The sequence below is a fragment of the Odoribacter sp. AF15-53 genome, from assembly GCF_003479425.1.
Classification (GTDB): Bacteria; Bacteroidota; Bacteroidia; order Bacteroidales; family Marinifilaceae; genus Butyricimonas.
Map to the genome: position 1 here is coordinate 180,492 of NZ_QUHC01000001.1, position 17,994 is coordinate 198,485.

At 43.0% G+C, this 17,994-nt stretch carries 13 protein-coding genes; 7 read left to right on the forward strand and 6 right to left on the reverse strand.

Going from position 1 to position 17,994, the window contains the following annotated elements:
* Positions 1 to 711 carry a DUF4843 domain-containing protein gene (locus DWW52_RS00735; RefSeq protein WP_118713568.1) on the forward strand — a complete coding sequence of 237 codons (711 nt, stop codon included), beginning with the start codon at positions 1 to 3 and terminating at the stop codon, positions 709 to 711.
* Between the two features lie 11 nt (positions 712 to 722).
* Positions 723 to 2,267: a PKD-like family lipoprotein gene (locus tag DWW52_RS00740; protein ID WP_118713569.1), complete on the forward strand. Its 1,545-nt coding sequence runs from the start codon at positions 723 to 725 to the stop codon at positions 2,265 to 2,267.
* A 69-nt stretch (positions 2,268 to 2,336) separates the two neighbouring features.
* Here the strand turns inward: DWW52_RS00740 and DWW52_RS00745 are convergent, their stop codons facing one another.
* From DWW52_RS00745 to DWW52_RS00755, 3 genes are all read right to left on the reverse strand, one after another.
* Positions 2,337 to 4,013, reverse strand: coding sequence for an AMP-binding protein (locus tag DWW52_RS00745; protein ID WP_118713570.1), 1,677 nt, complete (start codon positions 4,011 to 4,013; stop codon positions 2,337 to 2,339).
* A gap of 328 nt (positions 4,014 to 4,341) precedes the next feature.
* Entirely contained in the window at positions 4,342 to 5,805 is a 1,464-nt protein-coding gene (locus DWW52_RS00750; RefSeq protein ID WP_118713571.1) for an aminoacyl-histidine dipeptidase, read from the reverse strand.
* Between the two features lie 264 nt (positions 5,806 to 6,069).
* Positions 6,070 to 8,280, reverse strand: coding sequence for a S9 family peptidase (locus tag DWW52_RS00755; protein WP_233556626.1), 2,211 nt, complete (start codon positions 8,278 to 8,280; stop codon positions 6,070 to 6,072).
* Positions 8,281 to 8,388: 108 nt separating this feature from the next.
* Between DWW52_RS00755 and tgt the strand changes: the two genes are divergently transcribed.
* The 5 genes from tgt to DWW52_RS00780 all read left to right on the forward strand — a co-directional run bounded on the left by tgt (position 8,389) and on the right by DWW52_RS00780 (position 14,867).
* Positions 8,389 to 9,519, forward strand: a complete 1,131-nt coding sequence (gene tgt, locus DWW52_RS00760; RefSeq protein WP_118713573.1) for a tRNA guanosine(34) transglycosylase Tgt — start codon at positions 8,389 to 8,391, stop codon at positions 9,517 to 9,519.
* Between the two features lie 23 nt (positions 9,520 to 9,542).
* On the forward strand, positions 9,543 to 10,622 hold the full coding sequence (locus DWW52_RS00765; RefSeq protein ID WP_118713574.1) for an LptF/LptG family permease: 1,080 nt from the start codon (positions 9,543 to 9,545) through the stop codon (positions 10,620 to 10,622).
* A gap of 136 nt (positions 10,623 to 10,758) precedes the next feature.
* A complete protein-coding gene (locus DWW52_RS00770) occupies positions 10,759 to 12,285 on the forward strand; it encodes a pseudouridine synthase (RefSeq protein WP_118713575.1) in 1,527 nt (508 codons plus the stop codon).
* Positions 12,286 to 12,384: 99 nt separating this feature from the next.
* Entirely contained in the window at positions 12,385 to 14,373 is a 1,989-nt protein-coding gene (locus DWW52_RS00775) for a nucleoside-diphosphate sugar epimerase/dehydratase (RefSeq protein ID WP_233556628.1), read from the forward strand.
* Positions 14,373 to 14,867 carry a UpxY family transcription antiterminator gene (locus tag DWW52_RS00780; RefSeq protein WP_118713576.1) on the forward strand — a complete coding sequence of 165 codons (495 nt, stop codon included), beginning with the start codon at positions 14,373 to 14,375 and terminating at the stop codon, positions 14,865 to 14,867. The genes DWW52_RS00775 and DWW52_RS00780 overlap by 1 nt, the downstream gene beginning before the upstream one ends.
* 243 nt (positions 14,868 to 15,110) lie before the next feature.
* Here the strand turns inward: DWW52_RS00780 and DWW52_RS00785 are convergent, their stop codons facing one another.
* From DWW52_RS00785 to DWW52_RS00795, 3 genes are read right to left on the reverse strand one after another with little or no spacing between them, the layout of a single operon-like run.
* A complete protein-coding gene (locus DWW52_RS00785; protein WP_118713577.1) occupies positions 15,111 to 16,007 on the reverse strand; it encodes a glycosyltransferase in 897 nt (298 codons plus the stop codon).
* Positions 15,985 to 16,845, reverse strand: a complete 861-nt coding sequence (locus tag DWW52_RS00790) for a glycosyltransferase family 2 protein (RefSeq protein ID WP_118713578.1) — start codon at positions 16,843 to 16,845, stop codon at positions 15,985 to 15,987. The genes DWW52_RS00785 and DWW52_RS00790 overlap by 23 nt, the downstream gene beginning before the upstream one ends.
* A complete protein-coding gene (locus DWW52_RS00795; protein WP_118713579.1) occupies positions 16,814 to 17,992 on the reverse strand; it encodes a hypothetical protein in 1,179 nt (392 codons plus the stop codon). Before DWW52_RS00795 ends, DWW52_RS00790 begins: the two co-directional genes overlap by 32 nt.
* Positions 17,993 to 17,994: the final 2 nt, after the last annotated feature.

A 17,994-nucleotide genomic window follows, 5' to 3' on the forward strand; every position in this document is an offset into this window, starting at 1 on the left:
ATGAAAAAGTTTGTCACGATAATTGGATTGCTGTTTTTCTTGGGAAGCGGATGTGCGGATCAGGGAGAAGAAATGTTTGATAGTACGGCAACTACGATTTATTTCGATTTGTCGGGAGCCCAAGCAGATAGTATTGTTTATTCTTTCGCTAAGACAGTGGAGACCTCCCATGTGATTGAAGTACCGGTGGAAATTGCCGGGTATCCTGCTGATCATGACCGGTATTTTCGGGTAGTGGTAGATGAAGCGCTGTCAACAGCAAAGGCAAGTATACATTATAAAGCATTGGAAGATTTATATGTGTTGCCAAAAGGCACGTTTACCGCCAATGTCCCGGTGACAGTTTACAGTACGGACAAGTTGCTGGATTCCGTTGCTGTAAGCATCGCTCTGCAAATAGTTGCGAATGACGATTTTCCCAACGATTTTGCAAAGAGTCAGCAAGCTTTAATAAAAGTGTCGAATATGCTGGAGAAACCTAGTATGTGGGATATGGTATATGGACGGAAATATTTCGGCACTTGGAGTAAGACCAAATACAAGTTGATATTGCAAATTTGTGGAATCGAGGAGTTACCGGTGTATAACGGTCCCAACCGTTACCTCTTGAAAGGCTATGGCATGAAGATGCAGAATTATTTCAGGGAACATTATCCCGTTTATGATGAAAATGAACAGGTAATTGAACCCGATTGGACGATAATCTTTTAAATATCCAGACTATGAAAAAATATTTATTGTTGATGACGGTTGTATTAGCGGCATTGTCGTTTACATCTTGTATGGAAGAGCTCGGCAGTTACGAATACATGGATGCAAATGAGATAAAAATAGACTCCATCAAGGGGCAAAGTATAACTCAATACGACACTTTACGTATCGTGCCGACCATTACGCAATCGCGGAATACCAGTGAGGAAAACCTTGAATACCTGTGGTATTGGTACAAGTCGGGAGCCGGTGAAAATGCAAAAATCGATACGCTAGGCTTTGACAGGAATTTGAACTATTATGTGGCTGCAGTTCCCGGCTTGTACAGTGCGCGCTTGAAAATAACAGATAAGGAAACAGGACTGTTTGCCAGGAAAGAATTTGATATTTCGGTGGAAGCTGAAAATAGTGGACTTTTGATTCTGAGTGATTTGAATGGAAATGCAAATTTGTCGCTTCTGAATTTTGCCAACATATTCTCTCAAGATATTTACTATGCTGCCAACGGAGAATATGCCGGCACTAATCCTGTCGGGATTGCGGACATAGATAATGCCGGTACCGATTTGCACATGATTGCCATCCTGTGTGCGGATGGTAGGGGTGGTGTCGTGACAGAACCGACTAGCTTTGTGAAAATCAGTGATTATTCCGATTTGTTTTACGTGATGCCCCAGCCGATAGCCCCGGAGGCTTACTGTGCCGTGGCGGTTTTGTACAATACAGGCATGGGAATCACCTATGATTTCATCATTAACAATGGCAAATTGCATTATCGTGATTTCCAGTATGCAGCGTACGAACCTTTGTTCAATCCTGAGGTATCGGGTGATTATAGTTTGGCTCCTTATGCAATTTTGAACAACAATACCTTGTTGTTTTATGATAATAAGAATTATTGCTTCAATATTCTAAAATGCTCGTATGGGCAATTGAAAGAAACCAAACTTGACCCGGTACCCTTGCCTGAAGGTACCGACACGGAAACGCTTGCATTTGATCCTCGTAATGTCGGTTTAGAGATGGTATATGCGGCAAAAGGTTGGAAAAAAATGGATAATGATGCCGGTTATGCCTATGGCATTTTTCGAAAGCCGGGGTCAACGGATTTGACAAACATGTATTGCCTCCGGTTTAATATTGGCTACAACATGAGTATGGGACGTGATTATTTTACTCCCTATTTCAAGCATTCTATTTCCGGGGCAACAGATCTGGATAAGGCTACAGCATTTGCAATGTCCCGGCAAGACCCTTATCTGTATTATGCTTATAAAAACAAGATATACAGTTATGACTTGGAGTTTGACAAAGGGAAAGTGATTTACGATACGGATACGGTTGTCGGGCCCGGTGCAAGAGTGGATTACCTGTACTTCCGTCCCGATAATGAGAGCTTCAATATGTGGGCAGCAACCTCCGTTGAAGGAAGTACCGAAAAGACCGGAAGCATCCATGTGTTAGGTTTGGGACGCAATGGAGACATTGTGAAAGTCGATACTGTCTATCGTAATGTTTGTGGTAAGGTTGTAGGGATGACCTATAAGAACCGCTAATTCTATAAATCTATAAGAGTTTGCCTTTTTGATAGGCAAACTCTTATATTTTTATTTCTCAGTTCTTTATTATTTGCAGTACAAGAAACGTTTGATCTTGTGAGTGGGCGTCTTCTCAAATGGCTCGTGTTGCACGAGTACGAGTTGCAGTTTTGAAAAGTTGTTTACCCTGGCATTCACGTAATCCCGTAATTCTTGTTTTTGTTCTTCAATGTAATCGTTGATTTTCTCCTTGTAGTTTCCGGCCTGGTCTTTTAACTTTTGGTATTGTTTTTCAAGTTCTTCCATGTTGAAGTGGACCATGGCAACCAGTTTACCGCTATTTTCCACGACCAGAGATTCATTCACGAAGCGGAAGTTGTTGATAATGGACTCGATTTCTTCCGGATAAATATTTTCCCCGGAAGCCCCCAGGATCATGGTCTTGATTCTTCCCCGGATAGCTAAACGGTTTTTCTTGTCAAAAGTACCTAAATCACCTGTTTTAAACCAACCGTCTTCGGTGAAGACTTCCGCGTTCAATTCGGGACGTTTGTAATATCCTTGCATCACGTTCGGACCTTTGATCCAGATTTCTCCTTCTCCCTTTTTGTCCGGTTCGTTAATTTTTATCTGAACACCTTCCATGATAGGACCCACGCCCTGTAAGAAAGTTTGTGACGGGTTCGATCCGGCAGCCATGGGAGCTGTTTCCGTTAGTCCGTATCCAATCGCGTAAGGGAATTTAGCTTCGCGCAAGAATTGTTCGACAGTACCGTCCAGTTTCGAACCTCCGACACCGAAGAACTTTAATTCTCCCCCGAAGGTCTCCATCAATTTCTTCCCGGCCAAACGATTGAATAATTTGCGTGTCGGGGAAAAACGATAGAGTGTGCTCATCAATTTTGAGCCATTGAATTTAGGTAAAACTTGCGATTTGTAAATCTTTTCGATAATTAGAGGAACGGATAAAATCACCGTCGGATGGATCTTCTGCATTGCCGGAACCAGTAATTTCGGGGTCGGCACCCGATCCAGGTAATAAACTTGAGAACCGAACATCAAGGGTAACAATAACCCCAGTGTGTTTTCGTAGGTATGTGCCATCGGCAGTATGCTCAGGAATCGGTCGCTTTCGTCCACGTGTTGGATCGTGCGGCATTGGCGGGCATCCCATACTAGATTCTTATGAGTTAAAATAACTCCTTTCGAGAATCCCGTCGTACCGGAAGTGTAAATGATCGAGGCTATATCTTCTTCTTCCACGGGTATTTCCGGGAGAGGTGTAGTATTATTCAGATCAATATCCGGCACTAACTTGTCCAAATCTTCGGGGGCATAACATCCCTCCGGTATTGTCGCGAAGTTATTAATCAGGATTTTATGTTCGAGAAACGGTGTTTCTACTCCTTCTAGACATTTTGCCAGTAAACGGGAAACGAAGATCACTTTTACCTCTGCATGTTCCAATATATTCTGGAGTTCTGTCGAACAGAATCCCGGTAAGATAGGCACGGCAACGGCTCCAATGTTCGCGATGGCAAATTGGGTAATCCCCCAGTTCGGCATATTCGCGCTCAGGATTGCAACTTTGTCTCCTTTCTTTACACCTAAATGAAGTAAATGGTTAGCAATAGATACGACCTCGTTATATAAATCTTGGTAAGTTCTTTTTCCGCTTGCGACAAAATTTAAAGATAAATTTTTTGAAAACTTGGAACAACTGTTCTTTAGGAGTTCCGGTAACGTCAATTTCTTTAAAGTCATGTTTTAATAATATGAATTTTCCCTACAAAGATAATACAGAAAATGATACGATGTGGTTAAAATACCATAAAATAGAGTAAATGGCTTGAAACTGAGTGAAAAGACGAAACTGTTCGGGGTGTTTTCCCGTAGCTCTAAAGCTTGATTTCCGCGGGATGTAGACCGTTATCACTGTTTCAATATATTTAGGGATTCATAGATGATCTTGTAAGAGGATAGGGGCGTGAAAAACAAATCATGCGAGAGTGGTCCTTTTTAAGATCATATAAAAGAGATTGTCCTCTATGCTAACTTTGGGGACAATCTCTTTTGTTCATCTGTTTATTCTTTATTTCGTGGGAATAGCTGCTAAAGTAGCTTTCAGGAATTCCCAGAATTTACCGACAGACTCGATGTTCACTTTCTCGTCCGGAGAGTGAGGTGAGCTGATGGTCGGTCCGAAAGAAATCATATTCCAATTCGGGTAACTTGAACCAAGAATTCCGCATTCCAATCCGGCGTGAATAGCCATGATAGCGGGTTTCTTGCCATATAATTTCATGTAAACTTCTTCCATTTCTTTGCGGATCGCTGAATCCGGATTTGGTTTCCAGCCCGGGTATTCACCCACGAACGCGATCTTGCTGGCTTCTGCCAGTTCGAACACGGCTTGAACCACTTGTGCAAGGGCTGTTTTGGCAGTCTCTACGGAAGAACGCATCAGCATGTATACTTCGATTTTCCCGTCACCGCCTCTCACGATAGCCAGGTTGTTTGACGTTTCAACCGTGTCGGGCATGGAATCGATCATTCTCATCGTCCCGTTCGGGCAAGCCTTGATGGCGTTGATCACGTTGTTTTGTACTTTAATCGGCATCACGTTTTTCGGTTGAGCTGTTTCCTCGGCTGCGAGAGAAAGATTGGGTTCTTTCGCGCTCAATTCAGCTTTGAATATGCCCTCGTATTCTTTTACTTTGGCTAGGAACTTGTCAGCGTTGGCAGCCGGAACGGTGATAACCCCGAATGCTTCACGCGGGATGGCGTTTCTCATGTTGCCACCGGACACGGAAGCCAGGCGAAGATCCAGTTCTTTGCTCACGGCTTTCAGGAAGCGGAAGAATAATTTGTTGGCATTGCCTCTACCCAAGTTGATATCCATTCCGGAGTGTCCGCCTTTTAATCCTTTTAGGGTTAATTGGTATGCTTTGTGACCGGCGGGAACAGCTTCCGGTGTATAGGTGAATTCGATTTCCCCGTCGATACCGCCAGCACAACCTACATATAATTCTCCTTCAGTTTCAGAGTCCAGGTTCAACAGGATATCCCCTTTCAACCAGTTGGGGCGAATACCGTTGGCTCCGTCCATCCCGGTTTCTTCCGTTGCGGTGATTAATACCTCGATCGGGCCGTGAGGAATGTCTTTTGACAACAAAACGGCCATTCCGGTAGCAACACCTATACCGTTGTCAGCACCAAGGGTCGTACCGTCAGCCGTTACCCATTCCCCGTCGATATACGCCTCGATCGGGTCTTTCGTGAAATCGTGTTGTTTGTCTTCATTCTTTTGAGGCACCATATCCAGGTGTCCTTGCAAAATCACTCCTTTGCGGTTTTCCATGCCTGGGGTGGCCGGTTTGCTTAATAATATGTTGAAAGCCTCGTCCATTTCGGCGTGAATACCGTTCTCCTTAGCCCAATTCATAACGAATTCTCTGGCTATTTCTTCGTGATTTGACGGACGTGGAACTTGGGTTAGTTTATAAAAGTTTTCCCAGATTGCCTTGGGTTCTAACGTACAGATACATTTACTCATAACGTTTTTATTTTTTAGATTTATGATTTAAGATTTCAAGAGGATCGCCCGGATGAGGGGGATTCTGAAATCATGTTTATTTCTATCGTTTGCAAGGTATAAAAAAAACAGATAAGTTGTGTTTTAATCACAACTTATCTGTTTTTTTTGTTTCAAGTTTGCCGGTTACAAGTTATAGGTTTCGCATCAAGGTTCATTTATCGGGAGCTTGTAACTTGTAACCTGTAACCTGCAAACCTGTAACTTGAATCAACATTTGAAAGCCTATTTCAAATGTTGATTCAAATAGTTCACGAATTTCGTGTACAGTTGCAGACGGGTATATCCACCGTAAATGCTGTGATTCCGGTTCGTGTATATCTGCATGTCAAATTGCTTGTTGGCTTGCACGAGGGCTTCCGATAATTCGTACGTGTTCTGAACATGCACGTTGTCATCTGCTGTCCCGTGGCATAACAAAAGGTTGCCTTTCAAGTGTTTCACCCAGTTGATCGGGGAATTGTCATTGTAGCCGGAGGGATTGTCCTGTGGGCGTCTCATGAAGCGTTCCGTGTAAATGGAATCGTAAAATCCCCAGTGTGTAACGGGTGCCACGGCAATAGCGGTAGAGAACACGTCATTTCCTTTCATAAGGCAAAGTGATGACATGAATCCACCGAAACTCCAGCCCCATATACCTACTTTCTTGGCATCAATGTAAGATTGTCCGGCAAGCCATTTGGCGGCAGCGATCATGTCGTCACTCTCGATTTTTCCGAGTTGCATGTAGGTACATTTCCTGAATTCCTCACCTCTGGCGGCCGTTCCGCGCGGATCGATACAAGCCACGATATATCCCTCTTGTGCCAGGTATTGTGTCCAGTCCATACCCCATGTGTTGCTGACTTGTTGAGAGTTGGGTCCGCTGTACTGGATGATTAATACCGGGTACGTTTTTGACTCGTCGAAATTCACGGGTTTCATGATCCACGCGTTGAGCTGGGTGGTCCCGTCTGCCGCGGGGATTTGAATAAATTCTTTTTTAGCAACCGGGTATTCTTCCAGTTTTGTTTTCAAGGCCGCGTTGTCTTCCAGTGTGCGAACGGCTTTCCCGTTGGCGGCATATAGTGTGTACACGGGGGGCATGTCGGCGTTGGAGACCGTATTAATATAGTATTTGAATGATTTGCTGAATTCAGCTTCATTCCAACCTTTGGTCGGGGTTAGTTTTTTCTTTTTCCCTTTCAGGTCAATAGAGTAAACGTATTTTTCCAACGGGGATTCCTCATGAGAAGCGTAGTAATACAGTTTCTTGGCCGGGTCGTACCCGTAGAAATTTACTACATCGTATTTACCGGAAGTGATGGGTTGAATTTCTTTGCCGCTCATGGAATAGAGGTAAAGGTGAGAATACCCGTTTTTCTCACTGCTCATGATGAAATATTGCCCGTCTTCCGTGAATGTCAGGTTATCCAGGTTCTCCTCGGCGATATAGTATTTGTTTTCTTCCCGGTAAAGGACGGTCGTGCTGCCAACTCGTGCATTCGCCAGTAAGATTTCCAACCGATTCTGGAACCGATTCATTTTCATGATCGCCAACTTCTTCGGGTCCTTTGTCCATTGAATGCGAGGGATGTAAATATCCGTTTCTTCGCCGATATTCATCGGGGTGGTAACCCGATCCTTGATGTCGTACACGTGTACGCTTACTTTGGAATTTGCTTCCCCGGCTTTCGGGTATTTATATGAATAGTTGGAAGGGTACAGTGCATTTTGTTCGTATGCCGGGTACAATCCCTTGAACATGTTCATGTGGTAGGTTTTCACGGCCGATTCGTCGAATTTGATAAAGGCCAGTGCCGACCCGTCGGGGGCCCACTCGAATGCTTTGTTGAAACCGAATTCTTCCTCGTAAACCCAATCCGGGGCTCCGTTGATGATTTCATTGAATTTCCCGTCAGAGGTGATTTGAATCTCAGAACCGAAACGCAAGTCGGCGATAAAGATATTGTTATCCCGTACGAAGGCGATTTTGGTTCCTGTCGGGGAGAACGTGGCCAAGCGTTGGGGACCTCCTGCCGAAAGGGGTTTTAATTCTTTATTTTTGAAATCAAACACGAAATAGTCGGCCGTGAAGGAGCGGCGATAAATCGGTTGGATATTAGTACATATTAATATGTGACTTTCATCCGGACTGAACTCGTAGTTCTGGATCATTTTTACAGCTTTGTACCGGGGATCATTTAAGTCTAACAGCGTGTTTACGGCTTTCCCGGTCTTGTAACTATACATAACCAGTTTCGTACCCTTGTCTTCCAACACAGTGTAGTGTTCCCCGTCATTCAACGAGCGGAGTCCGGCAACACCTTGCGTCCTGAACGCGTAGTTCAGGCAAAAGTCTTCCAGCGTGAATTTTTTGCTCTTGTTTTGAGCGTTTCCGGGGAGAGCAAATCCCACGATAAACATACATACGATGAACTTATAAAACATCCTCATGACAATTATTTTTGGTTTTTTTAATTTGGACCAAAGATATAAATAATTTTAGATTTATGATTTTAGATTTAATTATTCCTATCTTTGTGCCCTCAAAATCATGATTAGATGAAGTATACCCTTTTAGCGAAAGACAAGAATAGTGATGCACGATGTGGTGTGTTGACCACGGATCATGGGAATATCGAAACCCCGATTTTTATGCCTGTCGGAACGGTGGGAACCGTGAAAGCCGTGCATGCCAGGGAATTGAAGGAAGATATTAAAGCCCAGATTATTTTGGGTAACACTTATCACTTGTATTTGCGACCGGGTACGGAGGTGTTGGTCGAGGCGGGTGGATTGCATAAATTTAACGCGTGGGATCGTCCTATTCTTACGGATAGTGGCGGGTTTCAGGTGTTTTCGCTGGGCGATTGCCGGAAAATCACGGAGGAAGGGGTCGTGTTTTGCTCTCATATTGACGGTTCGAAACACCTGTTCACGCCGGAGAACGTCATGGATATCCAACGGAAAATCGGGGCCGACATTATCATGGCGTTTGACGAATGTCCTCCGGGACAAAGCGAGTTCGGTTACGCGAAGAAATCGTTGGAACTGACTCAACGCTGGTTGGAGCGATGCGTGAAACAATTCGATTCCACGGAACCTTTGTACGGGTATCACCAGTCGCTTTTCCCGATCGTGCAGGGATGTACTTTCCGGGATTTGCGGGAGCGGGCGGCCGAACATGCCGTGGCGCTTGACCGGGAGGGATATGCTATCGGAGGATTGGCCGTGGGTGAAGAAGCTGAGGTGATGTATGAGATGATCCAGGTGGTCAACCGGATATTGCCGCAAGATAAGCCTCGTTACCTGATGGGGGTCGGAACACCCGAAAATATACTGGAGGCGATTTCGTTGGGCGTGGATATGTTCGATTGCGTGATGCCAACCCGGAACGGGAGAAACGGGATGTTGTTCACCACGGAAGGGGTTATTAATATAAAGAACAAGAAATGGGATCGGGATTTTAGCCCGATTGATCCTGCCGGGTTGAGTTTCGTGGACGTGGACTATTCGAAGGCCTATTTACGACATTTGATCAAAGCGGATGAAATTTTAGGGCTACAAATTTGCTCGATACATAATTTGTCGTTTTATTTGTGGTTAGTACGTGAAGCACGTAAACATATACTGGAAGGAGATTTCGTGACTTGGAAAGAGAGCACGATTAAAAAAGTTACAAGAAGATTATAGTGCCGTGAGGCAACTAAAACAAGATGAAGAAATTAGATTTATATATTATCCGGAAGTTCCTAGGTACCTTCTTTTTTTCGATGGTGCTGATTCTGAGTATTGTCGTGGTTTTTGACCTTTCGGAGAGATTGGAGAAGTTTATCGAGAATGAGGCCCCGGTCAAGGCGATTATTTTTGACTATTACCTGAATTTCGTTCCCTATTTCGCCAATGTATTTTCTTCTTTGTTCACGTTTATTTCCGTGATATTTTTTACCTCGAAAATGGCTTATAATAGCGAGATTATCGCTATTCTGAGTACGGGTATCAGCTTCCGGCGGATGGTGCGTCCTTACATGATTTCGGCCGGGGTTATCGCTTGTCTTTCACTCACGTTGAGTGCTTTCATTATCCCGAATGCCAACAAGAAGCGGATCGAGTTCTCTGAACAATATATTTGGAAAAAGTATAGTAACAAGGATGAAAATATTCACCAGCAGATTGCCCCGGGTGTTTTTATTTATATGACGAGATTTAATGTATACTCGCAACGGGGAGATAATTTCACTTACGAGGTATTTAAAAAAGACACGCTTGTTACGAAACTATCAGCGAATTCGATCGTGTGGAATAAAGAAAAGAAAAAATGGACATTAAACAACTGGGTACTGCGGGAGTTTGACGGGATAAACGAGACTTACACGACGGGGAACGCGTTGGATACTGTATATAACTTCACTGTAAACGAGTTTACCGAGGATCCGAAAAAGATCAAAGAGCGTTTGACTTTGCCGGAATTGGACGAGTATATTGCGCGTCAGAAATTGCGGGGAAGCAGTAACGTGATCGAATTCCAGATCGAGAAGTACAAGATGTTTTCGGGGGCTTTTGCCACGTTTATATTGACGTTAATCGGTGTATGTATCGCCTCCCGTAAAATCCGGGGGGGGATGGGTTTCCATTTGGGGCTGGGATTGTTAATCAGCTTTTCGTACATATTATTTATGCAATTTTCCACGGTTTTTGCAACCAATGGGAGCATGAGTCCGTTATTAGCAGTATGGATACCGAATATCCTGTTTGCAGTGGTGGCGTTTTTTGTCTACCGGGCGGCACCGAAGTAATTGAAAATGGAAAATGGAGAATTGAAAATGAAAAAATATGAGGATATAGTAATGAAAGATATATCTTCAAATCAATAGAGTGGGCCGAATGTGGTCATAAGCAAAAATCAATAAAATTAAAATTTACACGTTGGTTATGAGTAGGGAAACGAAAAGACCTAGAATTACTAGACCGAGCGAGAATCGTGATGAGAATCGCCGGAGCAGAACACAGCATTTCGAAAACCGTGAGGGTGGAGAAAGCGAAACAAGAAGACCTAACCGTTTTGACTCGGACAGACCGAGACGGGAACAAGGATACGGGTATATCCGTGATTTGAACAAAGAGCGTGAAGGGGGACAAGGAAACGAATCGGGAAACAGGGATAATGGTAATCGTTATCACCGGGATTCGGATAGAAACCGGGAGAGAGGAGAACGCGACGGCAATCGTTACGAGAGTCGGGAAAGAGGTGAACGTGATGGTAATCGTTACGAGAATCGGGATAACAGAAGATCGTACGAGAGAGGAAGTCGGGACAATAATCGTTTCTCAGACCGGGGAGATCGTCGTGAAAGACGTCCTCAAGATCGGAACGAGAATTTTGAAAGACGGGATAATCGTTACCAGAACCGGGAACGCAATGATCAACGTGAAGGCGAACGTCGTGAAAACAATTACCGGGGAGATGGAGAACGCCGCGAGAGAAATTACCGGGAGGATGGCGAGCGTCGTGAAAGAAATTATAGAGATAACGGGGAACGTCGGGAGAGAAGTTCTCGCGGAGATGGCGAAAATCGTGAAAATTACCGGGGAGAACGCCGAAATTACAACGAGCGGGATAATCGTCGGGAACGTTTTTCAGATCGTCCGGCAAGAAGATCGTTCACACCTCGTAATGGGGAGAATGACGGGCCGAAGAGCGTGTATAGCAAGAAAAAACAAATAGAATATCGTAAGAAGAACGAGGGACAGGAGACCGAATTGCGTTTGAATCGTTACATCGCCAAAGGGGGTGTTTGTTCTCGTCGTGACGCGGATGTGTTGATCACGGAAGGACGGGTGAAAGTGAACGGGGTGGTCGTGCAACAAGTCGGGGTGAAAGTGAAACGTACGGACACGATAGAAGTGGACGATCAGGTGATCACACCCGAACGTAAAGTATATTTGATCTTGAACAAGCCGAAAGATTACGTGACGACCGTGGAAGATCCGTTAGAAAGGAAAACGGTTATGTCTTTGATTGAGGGTGCTTGTAAAGAGCGGGTGTACCCGATCGGGCGTTTGGACCGCCAGACCACGGGTGTGCTACTTTTCACGAATGACGGGGATCTGGCTAAAAAATTGACACATCCCAAGTACAACCAAAAGAAGATCTATCACGTGTTCCTGGATAAAGTGGTTCAGCAGGGTGATTTGGAGGCTATCTGTAAAGGTATAGAGTTGGAGGATGGTTTTATCCAGGCTGATGACGTGAAGGTTGCCGATGACGATCGTACACAGGTGGGGATAGAAATTCATTCCGGGAGGAATCGTATCGTGCGAAGGATTTTCGAGCATTTAGGATACCAGATACTTCGTTTGGATCGCGTCTTTTTTGCCGGGATTACGAAGAAAAATTTACCTCGCGGGCGTTGGCGTTTTCTAACGCAGGATGAGATTAATATTTTGAAAGCGTACTAAAATAATTTTTTTTTTAATATTATTACTATTACCTTTGCGGGAGTCCACTTATCGGGAGTGTCTACTCGCGAAGGTTTTATTTTTTATATTAAAAGAATTATGGTTGCACTAATCACAAACGGCCTGAACAGAATGAGAGTCTTGCGTTCGTTTTCATACACTCCGCGTTGGATTGTATTCTTGATCGACGTGGCTTTATCTATTATGGCTGTCAGCATTGCTTATTTGATCTGGGTCAATTTTCAGATTGACCGGATGAGATTGGATTTTGTCTTGATCGGAACCCTCGCTATCGTGGGAGTCCGGGTGATCAGTTTCTTGGTGGGACATACTTATTCCGGAATAGTACGTTTCACGGGGACAGAGGATGCTTTACGCATTTATTATGTATTAACGGCAGGGGAGGTCTTGCTTCTGTTGGGGAGCGGGGTGTTTTTCCTGTTGTATGATTATCTTTTCGTACCGCTATCCGTTTTGCTCACGGAATACGTCCTGTTGACCAGTCTGATGGTCATGAGCCGTGTGATCGTGAAGAAGGTTTTCGCCCAGTACATCGGTGCCGAGCGCACGAAAAAGAACGTGATTATATGTGGTAGTGACGAGTATGGAATCATGGCCAAGCATGCCATGGATAATGTCGAGGATGCCACGTATAATATCCTTGCTTTTATTGACGTGAATGACCGGAAAGCAGGGAAGATTATCGAGGGAATCAAGATTTACAAGATGTCGTCATTGCCCGGAATGTTGAAACGTAACCGGGTGGATAAGGTGGTTATCGCCAAGAAGATGATTTCGGCCGATAAAAAGCGGGAGATTGTTGAGATTTGCCTGGCCGCGAACGTGAACGTGCTTGAAGTCCCTCGTTTCGAGAGTTGGATTAACGGGGAGTTAAGTATGCGTCACATCAGAAATATCAAGATCGAAGATTTGTTGGAGAGGGATGTGATTCACATGGAGGAAACCAATTTGCGAAAACAGTTGTTGAACAAAGTGGTTTTGGTGACGGGTGCTGCCGGTTCGATCGGTAGTGAAATTGTTCGCCAGTTGACTCATTACAATCCCGCGTTGATCGTTTTGTTTGATCAGGCCGAATCACCGCTTTATGATATCGAGTTGGAATTGAAAGAGGAATGTGGTTTCTCGGATTACAAAATAGAAATAGGTGATGTACGTGACTTGAATCGGGTAGAGGGAATCTTCAAAACTTATCACCCGAATATTGTTTATCATGCTGCCGCGTACAAGCACGTGCCGATGATGGAAAAGCACCCGATCGAAGGCGTGAAGACAAATATTTTCGGGACGAAGAATGTTGCTGATTGTGCCGTGAAATACGATTGCCAGCGTTTCGTGATGATCTCGACGGATAAGGCCGTGAACCCGACTAACGTTATGGGTGCAAGTAAACGTATTGCGGAGATCTACACGCAGTCGTTGAACCGTATCGCGAATACACGTTTCATTACTACTCGTTTTGGAAACGTGTTGGGTTCGAATGGTTCCGTGATTCCCCGTTTCAAGAAGCAGATCGAGGCGGGAGGTCCTATTACCGTGACACACCCGGAAATCACTCGTTTCTTCATGACGATACCGGAAGCATGTCAGCTCGTTTTACAAGCCGGGGCTTTAGGTAACGGGGGTGAAATTTTCGTGTTCGACATGGGAAAGAGTGTCAAGATTGTAGATTTGGCCCGTAAGATGATCAAACTTTCCGGTTACGAGGTAGGAAGAGATATCCATATCGTCTTTACCGGCTTGCGTCCCGGAGAGAAGTTGTACGAGGAGGTTCTTAACGTGAAGGAAACTACCTTACCAACTGTACACGAACGAATTAAGATTGCAAAAGTGCGAGAATACAATTATAGTGAAGTTACCGATTCTATAAAGGCTCTTGATATGGCCTTGCAGACAAAGGATAACTTCGCGGTGGTAAAACAAATGAAATGTATCGTTCCTGAATTTAAATCCAAGAATTCCACGTATGAATCAATTGATTTCCAAATGGAAGAGGAAGGGGTTGAGCATTACATGGAAGACGTGTTAAATAAAATTCAGGTAGCCGAAAATCTAGAAGTCAGGGAGTAATGGAGAAGACGAATTGGTATGTAGTTTTCACCGCTTCACGGGCGGAGAAACGAGTGAAGTTGTGTTTGGAACAGGCCGGTATCGAGAATTATTTACCCGTGCGGGTGGTGGAACGAGAGTGTGAAGGGCAAATAAGGCGGATCGAGGTTCCAATCATTAGCGGGTGTGTGTTTGTCCGTGTTTCCGAGGTCGGCTTATTCTCGCTACTCTCAACTTGTGGAATAATTGCCTTGTTAAAAAGTGAGCGTGTCCCGATGACTATTTCTGATGAGCAAGTGGAGAACCTGCGATTATTGAATGAACGAGCTGGGGATATCGAAGTTGTCGATAAGGCGATTCCTTCGGGAGAAATGGTACGTGTCGTTCAAGGTGATTTGCTTGGAATTCGAGGTGAATTGATCTGTACGGCTGACAGGCATCAGATCGTGATTCGGGTTTCGCATTTGGCAGGTGTTTGTGCGGATATCGGGTTGGATAGCGTGGAAAAATTGTGAGTTTTTTCGTGTCCCTAAGTAACTTTATTATAAAGGGCATCGCTCTTTCTGCTTCATGCTTTCGCTTACATCTCTTCGTTATCTCTTCGATAAGTATTCGTTATCTCTTCGTTCTATAGAAGCCTTCTTTAACGATGGTATAACGAAGAGATAAGGGAAAGATGTAAGCGTAAGTATTTTGTAAACAATGATATATAAGTATATTAATGATCTAATAATGGCTTAATGGTCAAAAGGGAATATTTATAAACATTGCGTTTCGGAAATTTCTTGCTTATTTTTTGAGTGAGAAGATTTTACTTTTTTACGTAAAAAGAACGTGTATACCGTATGGCGTAGACGTTTCCCGATTAAACGAATTATACTTTTCATAATCAAATTCACCCCGAATTCTACCATGTTAATTCGTCCAGAACAATACATATATTTCAATAATCGACGTTCGGATACGACATATTTCCATCCGCCCCGTCGTTCTAACATCGTGTAACCACCTCTTGCCCATAACAATGATTCACCGATATTAGCAAAGCAATAGTTGGCATTAGCTAACCTATTCCAAAGATAGTAATCCTCTAGTAGATAAAACGGTTGATAACTGCCTACTGCAAGTATATCCTTTTTCCGGAACATTACCGTCATGTGATTAAACGGATTGCGCCACTTCATAAAAATCTTTAGTTTCTTATCTTCTTGTGGTAATTTCCTAATCGCTTCGATCTCCTCTTTACAATTTGAAAATTCTTCTATCCAACTTCCAACAATAGTTGTTTCCCGATGTTCTTTCAGAAAAGCTACTTGCTTTTCAAAACGATTCGGTTTACAAATGTCATCACTATCCATTCGTGCCACTAAATCAAAAGAACAGGCATCTAACCCAATACGTAGAGCTTCTCCTAACCCTCGATTTTCTTTTAAAGCAATAACTCTTAATTGTTTTCTTTCACTAGAAAAGTCAGCAATTACTTGCTCCAATTCTTCTGTTAGCGGACCATCTTTCACCAATACCACCTCATTTGGAATCAAACTCTGTTCGAATACGCTCCGCAAGGCTTCTCTGAAAAAAAGCGGTTGTTCCTTCGTGTAAACAGCCATTAAAACCGAAAAACAACTTTCCTTATTTACCTGTAATTCCTGCATAAATTCCTTTTAATATTTGCTTTATATAACTTATACGCGGAGAGACGCATAAAGGATAATAAAAAAACTTTATGCTATATTTAAAACCATTAGAAATCTTCCAATAAAAGGGCACGTATCCCCGATGAACCAATCGAAAATAATTTCGAAATTGATAATATGTACGAAAAGGAGTGGGTATTGCTACTTTCCGAATAATGAACGGTCGGTCACCTTCTCCCACTTGATGACTTAATTGTACACTCTCAGAAATGAAAAAACGCCATCCTCCAATCTTCCTAGCTCTCCAGCACCATTCGTGATCGACACCATCAATAAATAAACTTGATTCCATTCCCCCGACCTGTTTGAAATGAACCATCGGAACCAATGATGCAGAACTAATAATCTCTCCGACTTCAGTGATTTTTGGTAAAATCAACTTTCCTTTCTTTACTGCACCCACGTAAGGTTTTCCTTCCCCCCGATTAAAAGGACGAGGACCAATTCCTCCGACTGCAATCCCGGCTTCTCTTAAACGATTATAATCAGCTAACAAAGAGGATACTAAATTCTCAGGTGCCAAACTATCCTGATCCATGAATAATACAAAATCAAATCCTTTCTCTTGGAAATAAGTAATCCCTCGGTTCTGGGCTTCGGCAATTCCCAAATTCTCGTTGAAACCATGATAATATACATGGGGATATAAAGCAAGTAATGTCGCCATAAAATCCGGCGTATTTACGGAATTATCCCCCAAGAAGATTTCATCCACTTGTCCGTTTAACGAATTCAAGGAAGTTGTCAACAACTCCTGTCGAGGATTATACATCACAAGTACACACCCTATTTTCATCTTCAAGCATTTTATTTGCCATTATTAAAGTTAATATCACGATCACTTGATTCGTATCCAAAATGTAAGGATTCGTAAATGCATAAAGTATATAGCATAAGTAAACGAACAATAATCTTGGATCTCGAATCTTCGTGTAAGCCAAAAACAAATTCAACAATATAAAACTAATAAAGTTTATAATTCCTAATTGATTAAAGAAGTAGACTGTCTGTAATTCGAAATAAATATTTCCCGTGTAATCCCGGTAGGCCGTTTTTTCCGAAACAGTGTTCCCTAATCCTTTTCCCAGCCAGACTGTTGTGGGTTCTTGTCCCATATCCCGTAACAATACTTCAACTTGATCTTGTCTTGTCCCCATAGAATCTACTTTTTTAGACATGACGTTTTCTACGAAAATCAATCCGGGGATAAAAAACAATATAATCAAAAAAGACAATCCCAGAATTTTCATTTGCAATTTCCGGAAAGACTCATTTTGCAAGAAAAAAAGTATAAAATGGAAGAAAAATAGACTAATTAAGTAAGCAAAATTCCCCGCAAATACAATCGCTAACAAATATACACATCTGAAAAAATGTTTCTTCTTTCGTGGGAATACAGGTACAAAATACGATAACATGTACACAAAAGGTAATAATGCATTACCTTTCACCGGTATGTTATAAAAATGTCCCGTGAATGAATAAACATCCCCCCATCCCTGATTGATAAAATAGTGTCGGAGTGGTTCGTATGTTTCTAAATTAAAAAAGAGCAAAAGAATAAACTCCAGCCCGATCAGAAATATACATTGTAACAATGTGAAAGCGAATAACAACTTGATCATCCGGGAAGGCAAAATGATAAAATAGGCTGTTAGCAAGAAGAAGATAATCAAGGCAAAGCGAGCTACGAGTGTCACTTCATTTCCCTGTAACAAGGCGTAAAATACCAGAAAGAACCACCAGCAGAGAACGGGTAAAAACGTACGATAAAATCCGGTCACATCATAACGAATATTCAGCACGACGATACCCAGTAAAGCCAGATTGCCGAATATACTATATGACACGAAAGGAACCTGACGAGTGATGATAAAAATCAACATTCCCCACAGTAACATCGACAATGAGTCCTTTAATCCGATTTTTCTTTCTTTGCTCATCT